This window comes from Pseudomonas sp. LTGT-11-2Z (assembly GCF_003691445.1).
Lineage (GTDB): Bacteria > Pseudomonadota > Gammaproteobacteria > Pseudomonadales > Pseudomonadaceae > Aquipseudomonas > Aquipseudomonas monteilii.
This window is the reverse complement of the sequence record NZ_CP033104.1, coordinates 3,473,266-3,491,442: the sequence shown is the minus strand read 5'-3', so window position 1 is coordinate 3,491,442 and position 18,177 is coordinate 3,473,266. Positions and strand designations below refer to the sequence as shown.

The following is an 18,177-nucleotide window of genomic DNA, read 5'->3' as shown; positions in this document are numbered from 1 at the left end:
GCTTATCCCTGCCCATAACATAAGTGTGGTCACGCCGTCGCTTCCAGTTGTGTATTTTTTCGCCACCCTCGCAGATTCATGGCGCAGAGACAGAATTGAAGGATGATCAATGCCCACGCTTCTGCTTGCCAGCCCCACACGGCCCACAATACGTTGCTTGCAATAAAGCAGCAGAAACCTGCCTTCCTCCGCCCCGGACGGCGCGAACCGATGCACCACGCTGCCAGCACGGTCATCAACATCGCAGGCCATTCAAGTAACCCAATCCAATAATCCATGACACCTTCCGACTGATGGTGGGGTATGTGAAGCTGATTACCTGCCAGCGGCCTGAGCGCTGGCAGGTGATCGCTTGACTAAGCTGCGTGCTGCTCGCTCTTGAGCATCTTTTTCTGCATTTCCATGGTTTGCCCAAGCTCCTCGAGGGTGTCCTTGCTGAGCAGCTTCTTCGCGGTAGGGAAGAGCTCGCCTTCCTCTTCCTCGATGTGATGCTCCAGCAACTCTTTCATGACCTTGACCCGCCCCGCGAATTCGACGGTACCTGTGTCGGTATGCAGGAGGTCGGGTAAGACGAGGGCGTCGACAGTGCGGTGTTCTTCCTTGGCCTCGTAGTACATCTTCGCTTCTTCCTTGCCACCCGCTTGCTTGATGGCCGGGTAGAGTATTTCTTCCTCGAGCGCGGTGTGGATCTGCAACTCTTGCTCGATCCTGTGGAGTAACTCGGCCCGTTTCTTCACTGCGCGCTCGGTAGTGGTCGACAGCTCTTCGAGCAGCTTCTTCACGAGCTTGTGGTCCTGGATCAGTAAGTCGATAGCGTTCATGGCGTTCCTCGTCACGGATTAAATCAAGAACCTGCTCGTGGTGGAGTACACGCAGAAAGAAACGGTTCAATGCTTAAGATGGCTGGCATCCCCCTCAGGCGCGCTCGCCGAAGAAGCGAACGTGACCTCGCAATGAGACCACGCTCATTCCTCGGTACGCAGACCTCCTCTAGCTATCCCTGCGTCGTGAATGTGTGAGTGTGAAACCCACAAGGATTCCCAGCGCTGCTGCGCCGATCAGCAGTGGCGTTATGTTTTTTGGCTTCCTCCAGCCTCCGTCGATACCCCTCCTGCCATTCGAAGGCTCAAAGAGGGCCCCCGATGATTCTTTGGCTTTGGGACTGCGATTTATCCAAGCGCCACTATCAGGCACTTCTCGTTCCGTACCCGATGCACCGGGGGCAACTGGGACAATGGTGTCACTGGCCTCGATCCGTGATAGCTCAAGCGTGGTGCCATCGACCAGAGTCAACGTCAGCCCTTCGACCGTGCCTGCCTCCCGGTTTGGAAAAACGGGTTCACCTGCGGCATCCAGGCTGTCGTAGATGAAGCGGGTACCTTCAAGCCAGCCCACGGCGGTGAGAAGCTCAGGGCCGAGATAATACTTCCCGTCCTGGAAGAAGCCTGGAAACTGATGAGCGCGCTCCACGTTTTCCACGCGATAGCGTTCGCCTGATTTCATGCCTGTCGCTTGATCGATCATGTTGAAAACCCCTGTAAGTGGCGCTCAGAACTGTCAGCCTTTGCTGTATTCGTCGGAAGTGGGCCCTGAGTGCCGGGTGCAGCGCCTGGCACGAGGATGACCTTGCGGCAGTTTTCCTGCTTCTGATCGAACATCTTGTAGCCCATGGCTGCTTCTTCGAGGGCCAGGCGGTGAGTGACGATCAATTCCGGTTGTAGACGTCCTGCTTCGATGTGTTCCAGCAGTTCAGGTAGGTATTTCTGAACATGGGTCTGGCCCATCTTGAAGGTAAGGCCCTTGTCGAACGCGTCGCCGAACATGAACCCGTGAATGAAGCCCGCGTACACACCGGGCACACTCACGACGCCGCCACGCCGCACGGCAGCAATGCTCTGGCGCAATGCTTTGCCACTGCTGCCTTCAATCTTCAGGGCCGTCATTACCGTTTCGGCAGTGCTGCCCTTGGCCTCGAAACCGACCGCGTCGATCACCGCATCGACTCCGCGCATGCCTGGCGTCTGCCGGATGATGCTGTCGGCTGGATCGTCGTCCTGCTCGAAATTGATCGGTATGACCCCGTAAGCTTCGCGGGCGTAGACCAAGCGGTAATCGTTGTCATCGACCATGAAGATGGTCTGAGCGCCGAGCATTCGCGCACAGGCGGCGCTCAGCAAACCCACCGGCCCGGCGCCGTAGATCGCCACCGACGACCCTTGGCCTATTTCGGCATTGATGACGGCCTGCCAAGCGGTCGGCAGGATGTCAGAGAGAAACAGTACCTTGTCATCGGCCAGCTCGGTGGGCACTTTGAACGGGCCAATGTTGCCCTTGGGCACCCTGACGTAGTCCGCTTGGCCGCCTGGGATACCGCCATAGAGATGGCTGTATCCGAACAGCGCTGCGCCCGGGGGAATGCGCTTCTTGTTGATGATCGCGCCCCGCCCCGTGTTGGTGGTTTCGCAGGCAGCAAACAGGTCGTGCTGGCAGAAGAAGCAACTGCCGCAAGCGATTACGAAAGGAATCACTACGCGGTCGCCGACCTGGAGATTGGTGACTGCATTTCCAGTGTCCTCTACGATGCCCATGAATTCATGGCCGAAGATATCGCCAGCTTCGGTTTCAGGAATTTTGCCTCGGTAGAGGTGTAGGTCGGAGCCGCAAATGGCTGTGGCGGTGACCCTGAGGATGATGTCGTCGTCTTGCTCGATGATGGGATCAGGAACGTTGTCGACCCTGACGTCGTTTGCTCCGTGGTAAGTCAGTGCTCTCATGAAAGTCAGCTCCTGCAGCCGCGTATTTCCGTTCTCGGTATGCAGGGGAAGCCACGGCGGACAGTAAAGTTCAGACCAACACGTCAGGCGGTACTGGTTTGCTGCGTACCCGAAAACAACGCGCGACGACAGAACCGCTAGAGAAGTCCGGCCCGGGTTGTCCCGAACCGGCGCCACGCAGGCGTTTATCGGGATTTAACTTGAACATTGCCACCGTTATGTCGGTCATCTAACGGACACACGGGCGATTTACGCTCGGCAAGGACCCTGCCGGATCCAGACCGGCCAACTTCAAGGGCAGCGCATGAAGGCAATGGACACTGCAACAGCGAAACGCAAAGGCATCAAGCTGCGCGCCACCATCATCTACCGCAAGGATGGTGAGGTTTTGTTCGTTCGCAAGCGCAAGGCCAAGTGGAACCTGCCGGGTGGCCGTGTCGAGCGAGACGAAACGCCGCTTGAGGCGGCTATGCGGGAGATGGCCGAGGAAACTGGCCTCGCGTTCGACGAGCTTCGTTACCTCACTATGTTCCGGGAGGACAAGGTCATCCATTATCTGTTCGAAGCCCGAAAGGCCGACGATAAGCCACGCCCTCGAAACGAGATCGAGGCTTGCCGTTGGATCAAGGCCAGGGATGTGGCGAAGCGCCGAGTAAGGCGCCCGATCAAGACCCTCCTGAAACGCTGCGCCTGATCATCCCAAGCCGTATCACATCACTTTGTCGAGCGTGATCGGGAATTCCCTCACCCGTTTGCCTGTGGCATGGTAGACCGCGTTGGCCACCGCAGCGGCCACCCCGACGACGCCGATTTCGCCCACGCCCTTGGACCCCAGATCATTGACAATGTCATCGTGCTCTTCAACGAAGATCACTTCGATATCCCCGCAGTCTGCATTGACCGGGATGTGGTACTCCGCCAGGTTGTGATTGACGATGCGGCCCAACCGGTGGTCGGTCAACGCTGCTTCGTGCAGGGCCATGCCCACCCCCCAGACCACGCCCCCCAGGATCTGGCTGCGTGCGGTTTTGGGGTTTATCACACGGCCTGCCGCTACAGCGCTGACCACTCGGGCTACCTTGATCGTGCCAAGGTCCCCGTCGACGTGGACTTCCACGAATACCGCCGAATGGGTGGCGGTGGAGAACGGTTGGCGCCTGGCGCCGGGCTCTGCGTTGATCTGCACTTCGAACGCACCGTCGGGGGCGCTGGCGACGATGTCTGCCATGGCCAGGCGATGACTGCCCGCGTGCAAATAGCCATCGGCGAAAACGAACTGCTGCCGGGGTGTGCTGGCCACTTGGGGGTACATGTTGCGCGCATGTTCCAGCACCTTGGTGCGCAGAACATGGCAGGCCTGGCGCACGGCCGAGCCCACCGAAGACACCGTGAACGAGCCGCCCTGAAGCGGTGCGGTGGGCAGTGAGGAGTCACCCAGCATGAAGGTGACGTCCTGCACCCTCGCGCCGGCAGCGTCGGCGGCGATCTGAGTCATGACGGTATAGGTGCCGGTCCCGATATCGGTGGTGGCACTGCTGACGGTAAGGTGGCCCCGGGCATCGATGCGCGCCTTGGCACTGGCCTTCATCTGCATGGCTTCCCAGACGCCGCCAGCCATCCCCCAGCCGACTAACTGGTTGCCACTGCGCATGCTGCGCGGTTGCGGATTGCGACCATGCCAGCCAAAGCGTTCGGCACCTTGCTGATAGCACGCCAGCAATTCCTTGCTGGAGTAGGGCTTGCCTTCGTTGGCATTGTTGTCGGTGAAATTGCGCCGGCGCAGGTCAAGCGGGTCAACCCGGGCTGCACAGGCGAGCTCATCCATGGCGCACTCCAGCGCAATCATCCCGGACGCGGCCCCAGGTGCCCGCATGTCCAGCGGGGTGTACACATCGAGCGAGGCCAGGCGGTAACTGAGCGCAACGTTATCGCACTGGTAAAGCATGCCGCTCCATTCGACCAGGTGTTCGGTGAAGTCCTCGAAGCGGGAGGTCTGGCCAAGCGCATCATGAGCGATCGCCAGCAAGCGCCCGTTTGCGTCTGCACCCAGGCGCATGCGTTGCTCGGTGCGGGGCCGGTAGCCAAAGGTGAACATCTGCTGGCGGGTCAGGGTGACGCGCACCGAGCGCTTCAGGTGCAACGCCGCCATCACTGCCAGCGGCAACTGGTACTGCGGGCGCAAGCCCGAGCCGAAGGCGCCGCCGACGAACGCCGCGCGCACACGAATGTTTGCCATGGGCAGGCCGAACACCTTGTGCAGGTAGTCCTGGCAGTTCTGCGTACCTTGGGTCTTGTCGTGGATTTCCAGAGTGCCGTCGGCCTTGTAGTGCACGGTCGAGGCATGGGGCTCCATTGGGTTGTGGTGCTCGTTGGCCGTCAGGTAGGTGGCATCCACCTGCAGAGGCGCCCCGGCAAACTGCCCGGCGAAGTCGCCACGCGGCGCCGGTGTTTCGGCGGGTGCCGCATGCGATTGATGGCATGCGCCCAGGTCTGTCTGGTGAGCCTCCTGGGCATAGTCGATTTTGATCAGCGAGCCTGCATAGCGGGCCAGTTCGAGGGTTTCGGCGATCACCAGCGCCAACGGTTGCCCGCTGTAGAGCACTCGATCATTGAACAAGGGCCGAAACGGCGAGCCCTCGGCAGGGTCGGCATCGCTGTAGTCGTCGTCATAACTGGAGATAGGCGGACGATGGCCATGGTCGAGCACGGCGATAACCCCGGGCACGCGCATGGCCTGCGAGCTGTCGATTTCGAGAACCCGACCGCGGGCGATGGTACTGGACACGACGCTGCCGTGCAGCAGGCCCGTCTCGGGGTATTCGCCCGCATAGCGGGCCTGCCCGGTGACCTTCGCCACACCGTCCACGCGGTCCAGGGGCGTGCCGACTACGGGTGTGCTTGTGATCATGGTCGTGCCCCCCCGTTAGCGGCGCCGCGCGCCGCGTCATCCAATGCCCGCACGATTGCTCGCTGAGCGAGCTTCACCTTGAAACCGTTGTGGCTCAGGGGTTGTGCACCTTGCAGCAACGTTTGCGCGGCGCGGTTGAAGAGCGCTTTTGAAGGCACCTGGCCGGCCAGCAGGCGCTCCACAACCGGGTCCCGCCAGGGTTTGTGGGCAACGCCGCCCAGCGCCAGGCGCGCCTGCTGGATCACTTCGCCATCGAAGGTCAAGGCTGCAGCGACTGACACCAGCGCGAACGCGTAGGAGGCGCGGTCGCGTATTTTCAGGTAACGGTAATGGTGTTCGAACACCGGGGGTGGCAGCTCGATGCCTGTCACGAGCTCATCGAATGCCAGGTTATTGTCGCGCTCGGGGGTGTTTGCGGGCAGGCGATGGAAATCCGCGAAGGGTATCTGCCGTTCACCGGACGGCCCCTGTACGTGCACCACGGCTTCGAGCGCAGCCAATGCCACGCACATGTCCGAGGGATGGGTCGCGACACAGGCATCGCTGGCACCGAGAATGGCATGGATGCGGTTCATGCCTGTACGCGCAGGGCATCCGCTGCCAGGTTCACGTTTGTTGCAGGGGGTGCCGGTGTCGTAGAAGTAGTAGCAGCGGGTACGTTGTAGCAAGTTGCCACCGGTGCTGGCCATGTTCCTCAACTGCGGCGATGCCCCCGCCAGGACCGCGTCTGACAACAGTGGATAATGCCGCTCGATCAGCGGGTGCCATGCCAGGTCGGCATTGCTCACCCTTGCACCGATCAGTACGCCGCCGCCAGGGGTAGCGTGAATACCGTTCAGCCCAAGGCCGGAGATGTCGATCAGGCGCGCGGGGCGAACCACGTTTTCCTTCATCAGGTCGACCAGGTTAGTGCCCCCGGCGATGAAGTGCGAGCAGGCGTCAGCCAGGTTCACCGCTTCGCTGACTGAGGCGGGCTTGTGGTAGCTGAAGGGCGTCATGGGTGCTGCCCTCGTTGTGTCTTGGCCCCATTCGTCATCAACGGTAAGGCTTCTTCCACGGCTGCGACGATGTTGCCGTAGGCGCCGCATCGGCAAAGATTGCCGCTCATCTGCTCGCGAATGGCCTCGCGGGTGTCGGCACGTCCCTCGTGAACCAGCCCGACCGCAGAGCAGATCTGCCCTGGGGTGCAGTAACCGCACTGGAATGCATCGTGGGTGATGAAGGCGCGCTGCATGGGGTGCAGGACGTCGCCACTGGCCAGCCCTTCGATGGTTACCAGGTCGGCCCCGTCGCACATGATGGCCAAGGTCAGGCAGGCATTGACGCGCTTGCCATCGCGCAGCACCGTGCAGGCGCCGCATTGGCCATGGTCGCAGCCTTTCTTGGTGCCGACCAGATCCAATTGCTCACGCAGCAGGTCGAGCAAGGTGACCCAAGGATGTACCTGCAGTGTTCGGGGCTGACCATTGAGGGTCAGACAGATGGGGTGCTCCGCAGCCCCGTTTGAAGCGATCGCGGTCATGGTAGGTCCTCACGGTCAGGGTTCGCGCACTTTGCTGCGTCTCTTTTGTGCGACCGGGCCGGCAGATCAAACGTTCAGCCGGATCGCCGGGGTGCCGATCACTTCTTGCTTGACCAGCGCGCGCCAGGTTTCTACCTTGTCGCGCCAGCGCCGGTCGGTCTTGTGCTCAAGCAACGGCAACAGTGCGCGCAATGTTTCGCTGGCGTCGCCGACCAGGTTGACCTCCATCGGGCAGCGCAGGCTGAGCATGTCGGGTTGCAGGTCGATCTGCACGCCTCGCGCCTGGCCTTCCCTCGGCAAAAACTCGGAATAGGGAAAGCCGGAGCCGATCATCAGCAAGGTGTCGCAGTCGCTCATCAGCTGATAACTGGGTTCGGTGCCGAGGAGGCCGATCGACCCGGTGACCCATGGGAGGTCGTCCGGCAGCACAGCCTTGCCCAGTAGCGCTTTGGCCACCCCGGCGCCGAGTTTTTCGGCAATTGCAATGACCTGCTCTGTCGCCTGCAGTGCGCCGGCACCCACCAGTATCGCCACCTTGTGCCCGGCATTGAGCACCTCGGCGGCGCGCTGCAGGTCTTCGTCGAACGGCAGCACCCTGGGCTTGCTGTAGCCGATGCCGGAATGCACCGTACCGTGGGCCCTCGGAGGTTCGTTGTAGGGGAGGTCCTGCAGGTCGTTGGGCAGGATGACGGCGGTGACGCGGCGTTCGCCGACGGCCGTACGCACCGCACGGTCGAGCAGGTGGCGCACCTGCTCGGCGGGCGATGCCTGCTGAACGAACGCACCGGCAACGTCCTTGAACATCGACAGCAGGTCCAGCTCCTGCTGGTAGTGCCCACCCAATGCCGCCCGGGCCTGACGGGGCCTTGCTCAAGCACGTATCTATACGCGTTTCATACAGAGCCCGGACGTTCACTACTCGGCTTTTTGATCCTGATCAAGTGTGGCAAAGCTGCCAGTGCTAGTGTCCAGCTTAGTTTCGCCACGGGTTGTGCAGATGATCTGGCTCTAAAACCATCAAAGTAGGTTGCTACACATTACCCTGGTGCTATTGGTGCTGGTCTTCGGGGTTGCGGCAGGTCATGGCTGTTCTACCCAGTGCATGACTCCGCAGTAGCCCATAAGGATGTCGCTATGAGTCTGGAGGAGCATGCACACCCGTTTAAACATCTGGAGATCGCCATGTACATCACTACCAGAACGCTTGTCGCCGCACTGCTGATCGGCAGCCCGCTTCTTGCCGTGGCTGTCGATGAACACCACCCCGATCAGGCTCCGGCGGGCGCCCAAAGCCAGTCGGCGTCAGCCCAGGGCCAGGAAAAGGTCATGGCCGAACAGGTACAAAGGATGCAGGCCATTCACGACAGGATCGCTGCCGCCAAGACCCCGGAGGAGCGCCAGGCGGCCATGCATGACGGCATGCAGGCGATGAAGGATGGACTGGGCATGATGCAAAACGGTTGTGCCGGAAAGGGCATGGGTATGCACATGAAGATGATGGACCCAAAGATGATGGAAATGATGATGAAAATGCTGGATCAGCAGGCCGGCATGATGAGTTCGCCATCCAACATGAAAGACATGCCCATGCAGCGCTCCATGGAGCCGCCAGCCCCGAAGCCAGCCCAATAATCATCCGCCGCGGTTCCGGTTCCGGCCTTGCCCTGCGGAGCGCAAGCGTTCCTGGCAAGGCCTCTCAATATGATGATTATGTTGTTAGGCAATAATGTCATTGGTAGAGGGCCTGCTGATACAACCTCAAATCACAAGCCCCAGCCACATTGCTCCGAGGATGATCAGTTGGCCGGGAACAAGGTATCGCGCAAAACTGAAGCCGCCGTTGGTCAGGGCCAATATACATTTGGTCAACGTGTTGCCGGACAACGCCAGCAAGCCTGGTATTACCAGACTCTCCACACTTAGCCTGCCGACAATGACCAGTGAGGCCACCGAGGCAATTGCTGCATGAGCATCGCCCATACCGCTGACGAAGGCCGCGATATTCACGCCATTGGGGCCAAGATGCTGAAGAAGAAATGCCGAGAACAAGGCGATGCAGGTCAGGGCGACGGTAATGATTAGAGCTGTCCAGAGGCTGAAGGCCCCGTCACCCCGATGTGCTGGCGAGCCTCCGGAGGTGGCACGCCAGGGGGCCAGCAGCAATACACCATAAACCACGGTGATCAAGGCGCCGAGCCCGATCGATGGTGCGAATGGTTTCAGCAGGCGTCGGTCGACGATAGCCAGCACCAGGGCGAATTGCGTGATGCTGGCGAGGTTGGACAGCACCGCTGCCGAGGCGAAGGATCTGGCAGCCGCCTGCTGTCGTCGAGCCTCGTGTGCCAACAGAGCGATAGTGGCAGAGCTTGAGGCAAAGCCTGACGCGATTGCGCTCATCGGCAAGCCATAACGCGGGCCCATCAGGCGCATGGCAATATGGCCTAATGCCCCAACGGTCATCAGCAAGACCACCAGGGTACAGATCGTGCGAGGGTTTAGCACACCGTAAGGTCCCAGGAAACGGTTCGGTGTCAATGGCAGTACCACCAGTGCTATCGTCAACAGCATCAAACCATCGCGCACTTCTTCTTCGCTTAGTTGTTGCAGCACGAAATGATGTAATTCACGCTGCAGTGCCAGCAGCACGGTCAGCACCACGCCTACCGCCGTAGTAAGTTCGGGGTCGCTCAAGCTCAGCGCGCCCAGTGTCAGCACCAGTAGCAGGGCGATTTCGCTGGTGACTTCGGGGTCTTTGTCGGCATGTTTGCGGTAATGCATGCACAGCATCAGCACTAGGCCAATGCTGGCGACCCCGACCAGCACCGGCCCGGCCAGCAACATGCTGACGTAGCCCAGCAGGGCGGTGATGGCGAACGTCCTCAGGCCGGCGGCGGCATGGTCTTCATTGCGGCCTTTCTTGCGCTCGCGCTCAAGCCCCACCAGCATGCCGACGCCTAGCGCCACAGCGCCGTGGCTGACATTCATCGTGTCGAGCATGGCGCCTTCGGAGTGTCCTTGGGCGCGACTTCCGCGCCGCCTTGCTCTAGGGCTATCAAGGCTGGCAGATCGAGTATCTCGACAAGCCTGCCACGCATACTGATGATGCTTAGCGCACGCAAGCGGGCGACCGAACGACACACGGTCTCAAGACGAAGTCCCAGGTACGAAGCCATGTCCTCCCGGGACATGCGCAGCATGAAGCCGTGGGCAGAATAGCCCCGGCTGACGAAGCGCCGTGACAACCCCACCAGGAAGCTGGCCAGGCGCTGTTCGGCGGTAAGGTTGCACAGCATCAGCACCCGCTCATGCTCGCGTACGATTTCTCGGCTCATCAAACGGTTCAGGCTTTGCTGCAGGACGGGAAAGTCGCGTGCCAGTGCCTGCAACCGGCGATAGGGGACAGGGCAAACTTCGCTGTCTTCCAGAGCAATGGCGTCGCATACGTGATGCTCGGTTGCGATGGCGTCGAGCCCAAGCACATCGCCCGCCATCCAGAAGTTGATCACCACGCCCTGGCCTTCGGCGCTGTTCAGGCTGGTCTTGAAGCTGCCACAGCGCACGGCATAAAGCGTCGTCAGCGGATCGTTGGCGTTGAACAGCGCGGCGCCTTTGCGAATGCGCATGCGTGGTCCGATCAGTGCACCCAGGCAACTGTTGTCATACACGGGCAGACCGGTGGGCAAGCACAGCCCGCTGACACGGCACTCTGTGCACAGGGTTGCTAGCGGCTTGAGATGAATCGGGGTTGCCGGGCTCGACGCTGCAGGTTGGTCGAGCAAGGTCACTTTCAGTAGACCAGTCATTTTCAGGCCTCCTTCGCGCATCGTAGACGTGCCTGGGCAGCCATCCGTGCATTGGCTTTGCCAACGTTGCCCATATCTGGGCGTGGTGACCAGTCGGCGAGCATGTCCCGTGAATGGGGCGCGTTGAGGCGCGCATTCAACCGATCGACGAAAGCTTGCGCTTCGTTGTGCGTATTGAAGCTCACCCGGCAGTCGTCCATGCGGACCCACCAGCGATCCTGTTCAGGATTATTTTCGACGTAGATGTTCATGAAAGCCTCCAAAGAGCATGCATGCGCAAACCAACTGCAAATCCATGCGTAACGAAGGCATCCCTGCCGGCAACAGGGGGTGGGGTAGGGGCGTGATGGCCATTTTCATCACGCCATCGCGCTGGTTGGCGAATGTCTTATGGGCGACTTCGATGGTTTTCATGTGCGCCATGACACGCCTCCGGGGCATTCGATGATTGTTGTTGGTGTGGGGTCAGATTGCGCCGTTAACGGCCAGAAGCTTTGACCAGCATCAAATTTCCGCGCAGTCGGCGTTGCCGTCTGTCCGCCCAGTAATTCAGTTGATAAACATCAAATCCGCCAGGTGCGGGTGATGGATGATCCAGCAACACTCACCAACCGCTGAGGTGTGCCATGGACAACCCGCAAAGACTCCTGCTGATCGCCTCGCCCCTGATGCGGCGCACCCCGGTCTACGACCGTGCGGCTGCGCTGGCCAAGGCCAAGGGCATGGCCCTGCATATCGTTGCTTTTGACTTTCTCGAAGGCCTTGCCACAGCGGGCTTGGTCAATGACCAGGCACTGGCTGTGATGCGTGAAGGTTATGTTCAGCAACACCGTGCATGGCTGGAAACCCAAGCGCTTTCGATGCGCCGTAACGGGGTCACGGTCACCACCGAAGTGGTATGGGTGCAGCATCCGCTGGACGAGATCCTCGTCCATCTGCGCGAGCAGCCATTCGCCCTGCTGATCAAGGCCTTCGAGCATGAACCCTGGTGGGTGCGGGCGATGTTCACCTCGCTCGACATTCAGTTGCTGCGCGAAACCCGCATTCCCCTGCATCTGGTGCATCAGGCCAGCCACGCGCTGCCGCGCAAGATTCTGGCTGCCGTGGACCTGTCCCGCCCCGAGGACCAGTTCGAGGGGTTCAACGACCAGATCATCAGCGAAGCGCTGAAACTGGCATTACAGTGCAACGCCCAGATCGAACTGCTATATGCCTACGATCTAGGGTCCATGTACCTGGACTCAAGCGGCAGCCGCGAGCATTCGTTTCTGTTCGATTCCAACCTCGCCCAAACACTGCACGAGGCGCAAAGCGAGGCCTTCCAGGCACTTGCCGAACGCAACGGTATCGCCCCCGAACACCGCCACCTGCGCCTGGGAGACCCGGCCAAGGTGCTGGCGCTGTTCATGGAGAACAATGATATCGATGTACTGGTCATGGGCAGCTACCACCATCACGGCATTGGCTGGTTCATCGGTACCACTACAGAGCGGGTGTTGCATCGGTTGTCCAGCAGCATGCTGGTGATTTCACCAGAGCATTCCCAAGGCTGAGAGACAAGGCCCGAGAGGGCCTTGTTTTCAGGTGCGAAGATCGAGTTCGTGGATGATTTCGCTGACATCGCCACCCAGGTAGCGTGAGGCCCACCCCAGGGCCTTGGTCAGCCGGTGCATGGCGTAGTTGTTCGCCAGGTCCCTGGAGATCATGAAGTGAAAGCCATTGCGCTTTGCGGCTGCGATCAGGTGCTGCATCAGCAGCCGGCCCAGCCCCTTGCGTTGCCACTCTTCATTTACGGCTACGGCGCATTCGCACAGGAGGCTGCCGGGAACGCTGGCATACCGACTGACCCCGATCTGGCGCAACTGCCCATCTGCATGGACCAGGGCAACGTAGGCCTCACGCTGGTGATGATCCACTGGCATATGCTGCGCATCCAGGCTCGGGGCACCGCCGCTGAGCCCGGCGATGAAGCGCAAACGCCGGGTCTCGAAGGCGATCGTGCTGAGAAAACGGCGGTCCCTTTCCCGGTCTTCCTCGCGCAGGGGGCGGATCAGCACAGCAGTGCCGTCAGAAAGCTTTTCGATCCAATGCTCGCATGCGTCTGGCTTTTCAGTCTGCTGCCTGTTCATGTCGCCTCCCGCTTATCTGGTCGATGCTTGCCAGAGCTTTTGTACCGTGCTGGGCGGCGCCGGTTCTGACAATCGTCAAGTTCAGGCTCGGCTGGTGGTTTTCTGATCTGCATCAAGCGCGAACAGGCCTGCTTTCGGACAATCGCCTACATCATCACGCCAGACGCGCAAGCCCGGAGGTTCGCCATGGGTCAATATCGACAACTGCTGGTGCTGCTCACCGAGCTCGACCCGCATTCGGCCGCGCTACGCCGGGCCCTGGCCCTGGCGCATGTCAGTGGTGCCAGTGTGCATGTACTGGGCTTGTTCGAACCGACGCAGGAGCACCTGCTGCGCGAAGAGCGATTGAACGAGGCCGATATCCAGCGTCAGTTCGACCACTACCGTGTGCGGCTGGCTGGGTTGGTCGAGCGTCACCGTGGCAGCGGCATCGCTTTGACGGTTGACAGCTTGCAGGCAGAGGACATCCGCAGCCAGGCCATCGACTACATCAGCGAACTGCAGCCTGATATGGTCATCAAGGACAGCGAAGCGACGCCAACCATGGTGCGCCTGTTCAGCACGCCCCTGGATTGCGCGTTGATGCGGGGCTTGAAGGGCATCATGCACTTCGTACCGGCGGCAGCAGCGTCACTGCCCCAACGCGTGCTGGTCGCCGTTGACACTTCCTTCAGCGAAACGCCCGAGGTCCAGGCGTCCTTCAACCGTGGCCTGATCCGCGCCGCGCAGGCGCTTGCACTGCAATGCGATGCGCAGTTGCACCTGCTCTCGGCCTACAACCTTACGGGCGTGTTTGCTTCGGACATGAACGTCACCCAGGCGTGGATCGATGAGATGCGCAGTGCCCTGAAGGAGCCGTTCGACACCCTGGCAGACGCCGAGGGGGTCGCGGCGGAACGCCGCCACTTCATGGAAGGAGGCCCGGTTCAGGTGATTCGCGAGCAGGTCGCTGTGCTGGATATCGACGCGGTGGTCATGGGCGTCGTGCAGCCAAAGGGCCTGGAAAAACTGCTCGGCGACACCACCGAACGCATCGTCAGCCGCCCGCCGTGCAGCGTGCTGGCGGTTCACCCTCAAGCGGCCGAAACCCTGGAGCCCTAGCCATGCAACTGACCTTCCTCGGCGGTACCGGGACCGTGACCGGCAGCAAGTTCCTGCTGACCCGCGACAGCAGCCGCGTGCTGATCGACTGCGGGCTGTTCCAAGGCTACAAGCAACTGCGCCTGCGCAACTGGGAACCGCTATCGGCGGCGCTGCGCGCGCTCGATGCCGTGGTGCTGACCCACGCCCACCTCGACCACAGCGGTTATCTTCCGGTGCTCGCGAAGGAAGGCTATACCGGGCCGATCTACGCTACGCCGGCCACCTGTGCCTTGGCCGAGATCCTGTTGCTCGATAGCGCCCGGCTGCAGGAAGAGCAGGCCGAGCATGCCAACCGGCACGGCTATTCCAAGCATTCACCGGCACGCCCGCTTTACACCGCACAGGATGCAAAGCGCGCCTTGGCATTGTTGCGCCCTGTGGAGTTGCATCACCCGACCGTGATTGCGCCGGGGATGGAGCTGCTGTTGCGCACGGCTGGGCACATACTCGGCGCGGCGACGGTACAGATCAAGGTAGACGGCCAGACCGTGGTCTTCTCTGGCGACCTGGGCCGGCCACAAGACCCGATCATGCGCGCGCCGGAACTGATCAGGACGGCAGACGTGCTGCTGGTGGAGTCCACCTACGGCGATCGCCAGCATCCAACCGAGTCGACCGAGCAATTCCTGGCCCAGGTCATCAACCAGACCCTCCTGCGCCATGGCATAACCTTGGTGCCGTCGTTCGCCGTTGGCCGTGCCCAGTTGCTGATGTACTACCTGTACAAGCTCAAACGCGATGGCCTGATACCCGACATCCCTGTCTACCTCAACAGCCCTATGGCTACCGACGCAACCACCCTGTACCAACAGTTCAGGAGCGAGCATCGCTTGACGCCAGCGCAATGCGCTGCAATGTGCAGGGGCACGCATATCATCCGTACCGTCGATGAATCCCGGCATCTGGATCAGTTGCGTGAACCTGCGGTCATTATCGCCGCCAGTGGCATGGCGACCGGTGGACGGGTTTTGCACCATCTCAAGGCGCTGGCGCCCAACCCACGTAACAGCATCCTGTTCTCGGGTTTCCAGGCCGGTGGTACGCGCGGCGCCGATATCGTCGCGGGGGCGCGCAGTGTCCGCCTGCATGGCGAAGACGTGCCCATCCGGGCCCAGGTGCATGCCATGGAGAACCTGTCTGCGCATGCCGATGCCGACGAGATCATGGAGTGGCTGCGCGGATTCGCCCGCCCCCCTCGCCAGACCTACGTTATCCATGGTGAGCCGCACGCCGCCGACACGTTGCGGCGGCGGATCAGCATCGAACTCGGTTGGCAGGTGTACGTGCCCGAGTATCAGGAAACCGTTGCCATTGACCCAGTGCGCTAGCCTGGGCCGGGAGGTTGTCATGGAAACACAAGCAAGGTCGAAAATCCGGGCCTGGATGCATCGGCCACGGGGGAGCCTGGGTTTGATCGTGGCCATCTTCGCGGTGCTCGCCGTGTTCGCTGCCTACCGGGCGTTGAGCCCGAACTGGCGCCTGCCGATGCAACATCCACTTGTGGTGCTGGCTTTGCTCGCCTTGTGCGTGGCGTTAGGGTGGGTGGTGCAGCGTGGCGTGAAACGCACGGTAGCCAAGACCATATTCAATGGCCACGCCACGGGCTGGCAGGCTCGGCTTGCCTTCCTGCGCTCGGTCACCCAGGAGTCGAACGTGCTTTTGGGCTTGTTGCTGTTCCTGGCGTTGCTCGCTGGCGGCACGCTTTGGCTGGCGGGGCGCTCGGTGGACCGTATCGTGGAGAATTGCACAGACAGCCTGCAGGCCCGGGTGAACACCCTTGAGGATGAAAAGCTCACGGCATTGGTCGGCAAGCCGGTGTGTACCTGCCTGGCGCAAACGTTTCTCGACCGCAATGGGGTGATACGCCTGGCCTTGTTCGAAACGCCGATGCGGGAAGTGAGCGCATACAAGGCGTTGACGGCAGACGATGAACAGCGTTGCCTCGAACAGTTCGACCTGCTGCCTGAAGAGGCCCGGGTGACGGTGCCTTGAATGGTAGTAGTGCTTGCCAGTAGCTGAAACGACCGGCGCCCGACGCGGCGAACGCACAGCGAAGGCGGGGGAATCCGGGGCGGGCAACTCGTGCGGATGGGTATGGCCGGAGGTCGTGTGGCTTGAAGCGGACGGGGCAGCACGGTGGCTGCCCCAGGCACTGGCGCAACGGCGCTTCAGGTCAGGTTGAGGCGATGGATGACCTGGGCCGGATCATCCGGATCGGTGCTGGTGGTGAATCCTGCCGCCTTGGCCAGGTCGCGCATCGCCAGGTTGGCGGCTGAGTCGATCGAGTACATCTGCCGCATGCCCTTTGCCCGGGCATGATCGGTCAGGTGCTTGAGCAACAGGCGGCCCAGTCCATGGTGCTGCCAGCTGTCAAGCACCGTCACGGCGCATTCGCATTCATCCTTGCCGGCAATGGCGGCATAACGCGATATGCCCACCTCCTGCAGTTCGCCGTCCACATGGGCGAGGGCGACATAGGCGGCTTGTCGGCCCTGGTCGACCGCCATCAACTGGTCGAGCATTGCCTCACCGGGCTCCTTGATCTGGCACAGGAAGCGAAAATGCCGCGATTGCGGTGACAGCCGTTCGATGAAGGCCCTTTCGCGCTCCCGGTCCTTGGCTTGCAGCGGCCTGATCAGTACGTGGGTGCCATTGTCGAGGGCTTCGATCCAATGCTCGCCCGCAGGCTTGGGAAACGAGGGGGCGGTGTATTGACGGGAGGGTTCTGTAGGAGCCATGGCAATGATCCTCGTGGGTCGGGAATGAACAATGGAGGTTCAGTTTCGACGCTCGACCCTTCGTGGACTTGATAGTTGTCAATTGCCCCGGTCGCCGGCCGCTGTCATCTGTCAGGCGGGGAACAACAGCGGATCATCCGGGCTGGCGCAACCCTTTGTCGGACAGCCAGAAGAGGCCAGGTGAACCAGCTAACTTGTATTAATACCCGCATGTAGAACAGCGGAGGCATGATCATGTCAGGCCCTCTGGATATGGGGGCAAGGCCCCATGTGAAGTGCCTTGCGTGTTCGTTGAGTCGGCTATGCCTACCCGCCAGCCTTAGTACCGAAGAAGTGGACAAGCTGGAGCGAATCGTGCGCCGTAACCGGCCTTTGAAGAAGGGCGAATATCTGTTCAAGGCCGATGAGCCCATGGAGCATGTGTACGCCCTGCGTTCAGGGGCCATCAAGAGTTTCCTGCTCGATGCCGGGGGCAACGAGCGGGTTACCGGCTTCGTCCTGCCGGGGGAGATGCTTGGGCTGGACGCTATCGGTGCCTGGCATTATCGAAGCTATGCACTGGCGCTGGAGGTTTCGCTGGTGTGTTCCATCAGGCTGGATCAGCTCGTCAACCTGTCGGGGCAGATCCCTGGCTTGCGCTACCAGCTGTTGCATATGCTGAGCCTGGGGATTCAGAGTAAGGACGAACACTTGCGTTGCTGCCATGGGCGAGCCGAGCAGCGGCTTTCGATTTTCCTGCTCGGCATGTCGGAGCGCTATCACGAACGCGGTCTGCGCGCAGACGTCTTCAACCTGCCGATGTCCCGAGGTGATATCGCCAACTACCTGGACCTTACCCTGGAAACCGTCAGCCGGTTGTTCAGCCGTTTCACCCAGGCAGGGTTCGTGAAGTGCGTCGGGAGGGAAGTTCGATTGGTCGACTTGCAAGGCCTACTGAACCTCAGCCGGCTGGAGGAGTCCACTTGAGCGCAGCCAGAACCCTGTCGTAGCGTTGGACCGGCCCATCCAGAGGGAGTTGATCCCCCCAGGTTGGCCGAGGCATATGATCGGACCGCAGCCAGATGCGCTGGGGCGAAACTCCTTTTTGCCAACACATGCGCGCCGCCTGCCGGGCCACCTGAGCCGGCGCGCAACCATAGACCGTATCTGGCTGGAACTCT

Annotated in this window: 19 protein-coding genes and 2 pseudogenes; 7 read left to right on the top strand and 14 right to left on the bottom strand. The window is 61.0% G+C overall.

Annotation, left to right across the window (positions count from 1 at the left end):
• Nucleotides 1-29 precede the first annotated feature (29 nt).
• The 4 genes and pseudogenes from D8767_RS16250 to D8767_RS16235 all read right to left on the bottom strand — a co-directional run bounded on the left by D8767_RS16250 (nt 30) and on the right by D8767_RS16235 (nt 2,774).
• On the bottom strand, nt 30-278 hold the full coding sequence (locus D8767_RS16250) for a hypothetical protein (RefSeq protein ID WP_080578119.1): 249 nt from the start codon (nt 276-278) through the stop codon (nt 30-32).
• Nucleotides 279-356: 78 nt separating this feature from the next.
• The gene (locus D8767_RS16245) at nt 357-821 is read right to left on the bottom strand and encodes a hemerythrin domain-containing protein (protein ID WP_016714208.1); all 465 of its coding nucleotides are present in this window, start codon (nt 819-821) and stop codon (nt 357-359) included.
• 355 nt (nt 822-1,176) lie between these two features.
• A pseudogene (locus D8767_RS16240) lies at nt 1,177-1,524 on the bottom strand (short-chain dehydrogenase); the annotation flags it as partial.
• Nucleotides 1,521-2,774: a zinc-dependent alcohol dehydrogenase gene (locus D8767_RS16235; RefSeq protein WP_016714206.1), complete on the bottom strand. Its 1,254-nt coding sequence runs from the start codon at nt 2,772-2,774 to the stop codon at nt 1,521-1,523. The pseudogene D8767_RS16240 and the gene D8767_RS16235, both read right to left, overlap by 4 nt.
• Nucleotides 2,775-3,078: 304 nt before the next feature.
• Between D8767_RS16235 and D8767_RS16230 the strand changes: the two genes are divergently transcribed.
• Complete coding sequence (locus D8767_RS16230) at nt 3,079-3,468, top strand: NUDIX domain-containing protein (RefSeq protein WP_050545243.1); 390 nt, start codon at nt 3,079-3,081, stop codon at nt 3,466-3,468.
• A gap of 15 nt (nt 3,469-3,483) precedes the next feature.
• Here the strand turns inward: D8767_RS16230 and D8767_RS16225 are convergent, their stop codons facing one another.
• From D8767_RS16225 to D8767_RS16210, 4 genes and pseudogenes are all read right to left on the bottom strand, one after another.
• Entirely contained in the window at nt 3,484-5,682 is a 2,199-nt protein-coding gene (locus D8767_RS16225; protein ID WP_121757654.1) for a xanthine dehydrogenase family protein molybdopterin-binding subunit, read from the bottom strand.
• Nucleotides 5,679-6,680 (bottom strand): xanthine dehydrogenase family protein subunit M, encoded by a 1,002-nt coding sequence (locus tag D8767_RS16220; RefSeq protein WP_016714203.1) that lies wholly within the window; start codon nt 6,678-6,680, stop codon nt 5,679-5,681. Before D8767_RS16220 ends, D8767_RS16225 begins: the two co-directional genes overlap by 4 nt.
• Nucleotides 6,677-7,204, bottom strand: a complete 528-nt coding sequence (locus D8767_RS16215; RefSeq protein WP_016714202.1) for a (2Fe-2S)-binding protein — start codon at nt 7,202-7,204, stop codon at nt 6,677-6,679. Before D8767_RS16215 ends, D8767_RS16220 begins: the two co-directional genes overlap by 4 nt.
• Nucleotides 7,205-7,321: 117 nt before the next feature.
• Nucleotides 7,322-8,065, bottom strand: a pseudogene (locus D8767_RS16210) (thiamine pyrophosphate-requiring protein); the annotation flags it as partial.
• A 273-nt stretch (nt 8,066-8,338) separates the two neighbouring features.
• On the opposite strand from D8767_RS16210, the gene D8767_RS16205 reads away from it, so the two are divergent.
• Nucleotides 8,339-8,836 (top strand): hypothetical protein, encoded by a 498-nt coding sequence (locus tag D8767_RS16205; RefSeq protein WP_016714200.1) that lies wholly within the window; start codon nt 8,339-8,341, stop codon nt 8,834-8,836.
• Between the two features lie 126 nt (nt 8,837-8,962).
• On the opposite strand, the gene D8767_RS16200 is transcribed toward D8767_RS16205, so the two are convergent.
• The 4 genes from D8767_RS16200 to D8767_RS16185 are packed head-to-tail and all read right to left on the bottom strand — an operon-like array spanning nt 8,963 to nt 11,430.
• Nucleotides 8,963-10,201: an MgtC/SapB family protein gene (locus tag D8767_RS16200; RefSeq protein ID WP_029380304.1), complete on the bottom strand. Its 1,239-nt coding sequence runs from the start codon at nt 10,199-10,201 to the stop codon at nt 8,963-8,965.
• Nucleotides 10,186-11,007, bottom strand: a complete 822-nt coding sequence (locus D8767_RS16195; RefSeq protein WP_016714198.1) for a helix-turn-helix domain-containing protein — start codon at nt 11,005-11,007, stop codon at nt 10,186-10,188. Before D8767_RS16195 ends, D8767_RS16200 begins: the two co-directional genes overlap by 16 nt.
• Nucleotides 11,008-11,009: 2 nt before the next feature.
• Nucleotides 11,010-11,258: a hypothetical protein gene (locus tag D8767_RS16190; protein WP_033724122.1), complete on the bottom strand. Its 249-nt coding sequence runs from the start codon at nt 11,256-11,258 to the stop codon at nt 11,010-11,012.
• Nucleotides 11,236-11,430 (bottom strand): hypothetical protein, encoded by a 195-nt coding sequence (locus D8767_RS16185; RefSeq protein ID WP_016714197.1) that lies wholly within the window; start codon nt 11,428-11,430, stop codon nt 11,236-11,238. The genes D8767_RS16190 and D8767_RS16185 overlap by 23 nt, the downstream gene beginning before the upstream one ends.
• 203 nt (nt 11,431-11,633) lie before the next feature.
• Here D8767_RS16185 and D8767_RS16180 point away from each other — a divergent pair, with 203 nt between their 5' ends.
• Nucleotides 11,634-12,560 (top strand): universal stress protein, encoded by a 927-nt coding sequence (locus D8767_RS16180; protein ID WP_016714196.1) that lies wholly within the window; start codon nt 11,634-11,636, stop codon nt 12,558-12,560.
• 27 nt (nt 12,561-12,587) lie between these two features.
• Here the strand turns inward: D8767_RS16180 and D8767_RS16175 are convergent, their stop codons facing one another.
• Nucleotides 12,588-13,136, bottom strand: a complete 549-nt coding sequence (locus D8767_RS16175) for a GNAT family N-acetyltransferase (protein WP_016714195.1) — start codon at nt 13,134-13,136, stop codon at nt 12,588-12,590.
• A 186-nt stretch (nt 13,137-13,322) separates the two neighbouring features.
• On the opposite strand from D8767_RS16175, the gene D8767_RS16170 reads away from it, so the two are divergent.
• The 3 genes from D8767_RS16170 to D8767_RS16160 are packed head-to-tail and all read left to right on the top strand — an operon-like array spanning nt 13,323 to nt 16,271.
• Complete coding sequence (locus tag D8767_RS16170; protein WP_016714194.1) at nt 13,323-14,237, top strand: universal stress protein; 915 nt, start codon at nt 13,323-13,325, stop codon at nt 14,235-14,237.
• 2 nt (nt 14,238-14,239) lie between these two features.
• On the top strand, nt 14,240-15,607 hold the full coding sequence (locus D8767_RS16165; RefSeq protein WP_016714193.1) for an MBL fold metallo-hydrolase RNA specificity domain-containing protein: 1,368 nt from the start codon (nt 14,240-14,242) through the stop codon (nt 15,605-15,607).
• A gap of 55 nt (nt 15,608-15,662) precedes the next feature.
• Nucleotides 15,663-16,271 carry a hypothetical protein gene (locus D8767_RS16160; protein ID WP_016714192.1) on the top strand — a complete coding sequence of 203 codons (609 nt, stop codon included), beginning with the start codon at nt 15,663-15,665 and terminating at the stop codon, nt 16,269-16,271.
• A 176-nt stretch (nt 16,272-16,447) separates the two neighbouring features.
• On the opposite strand, the gene D8767_RS16155 is transcribed toward D8767_RS16160, so the two are convergent.
• Nucleotides 16,448-17,017, bottom strand: coding sequence for a GNAT family N-acetyltransferase (locus tag D8767_RS16155; protein WP_016714191.1), 570 nt, complete (start codon nt 17,015-17,017; stop codon nt 16,448-16,450).
• A gap of 234 nt (nt 17,018-17,251) precedes the next feature.
• Between D8767_RS16155 and fnr the strand changes: the two genes are divergently transcribed.
• Nucleotides 17,252-17,983: a fumarate/nitrate reduction transcriptional regulator Fnr gene (gene fnr, locus D8767_RS16150; protein WP_033724126.1), complete on the top strand. Its 732-nt coding sequence runs from the start codon at nt 17,252-17,254 to the stop codon at nt 17,981-17,983.
• Nucleotides 17,984-18,177 lie beyond the last annotated feature (194 nt).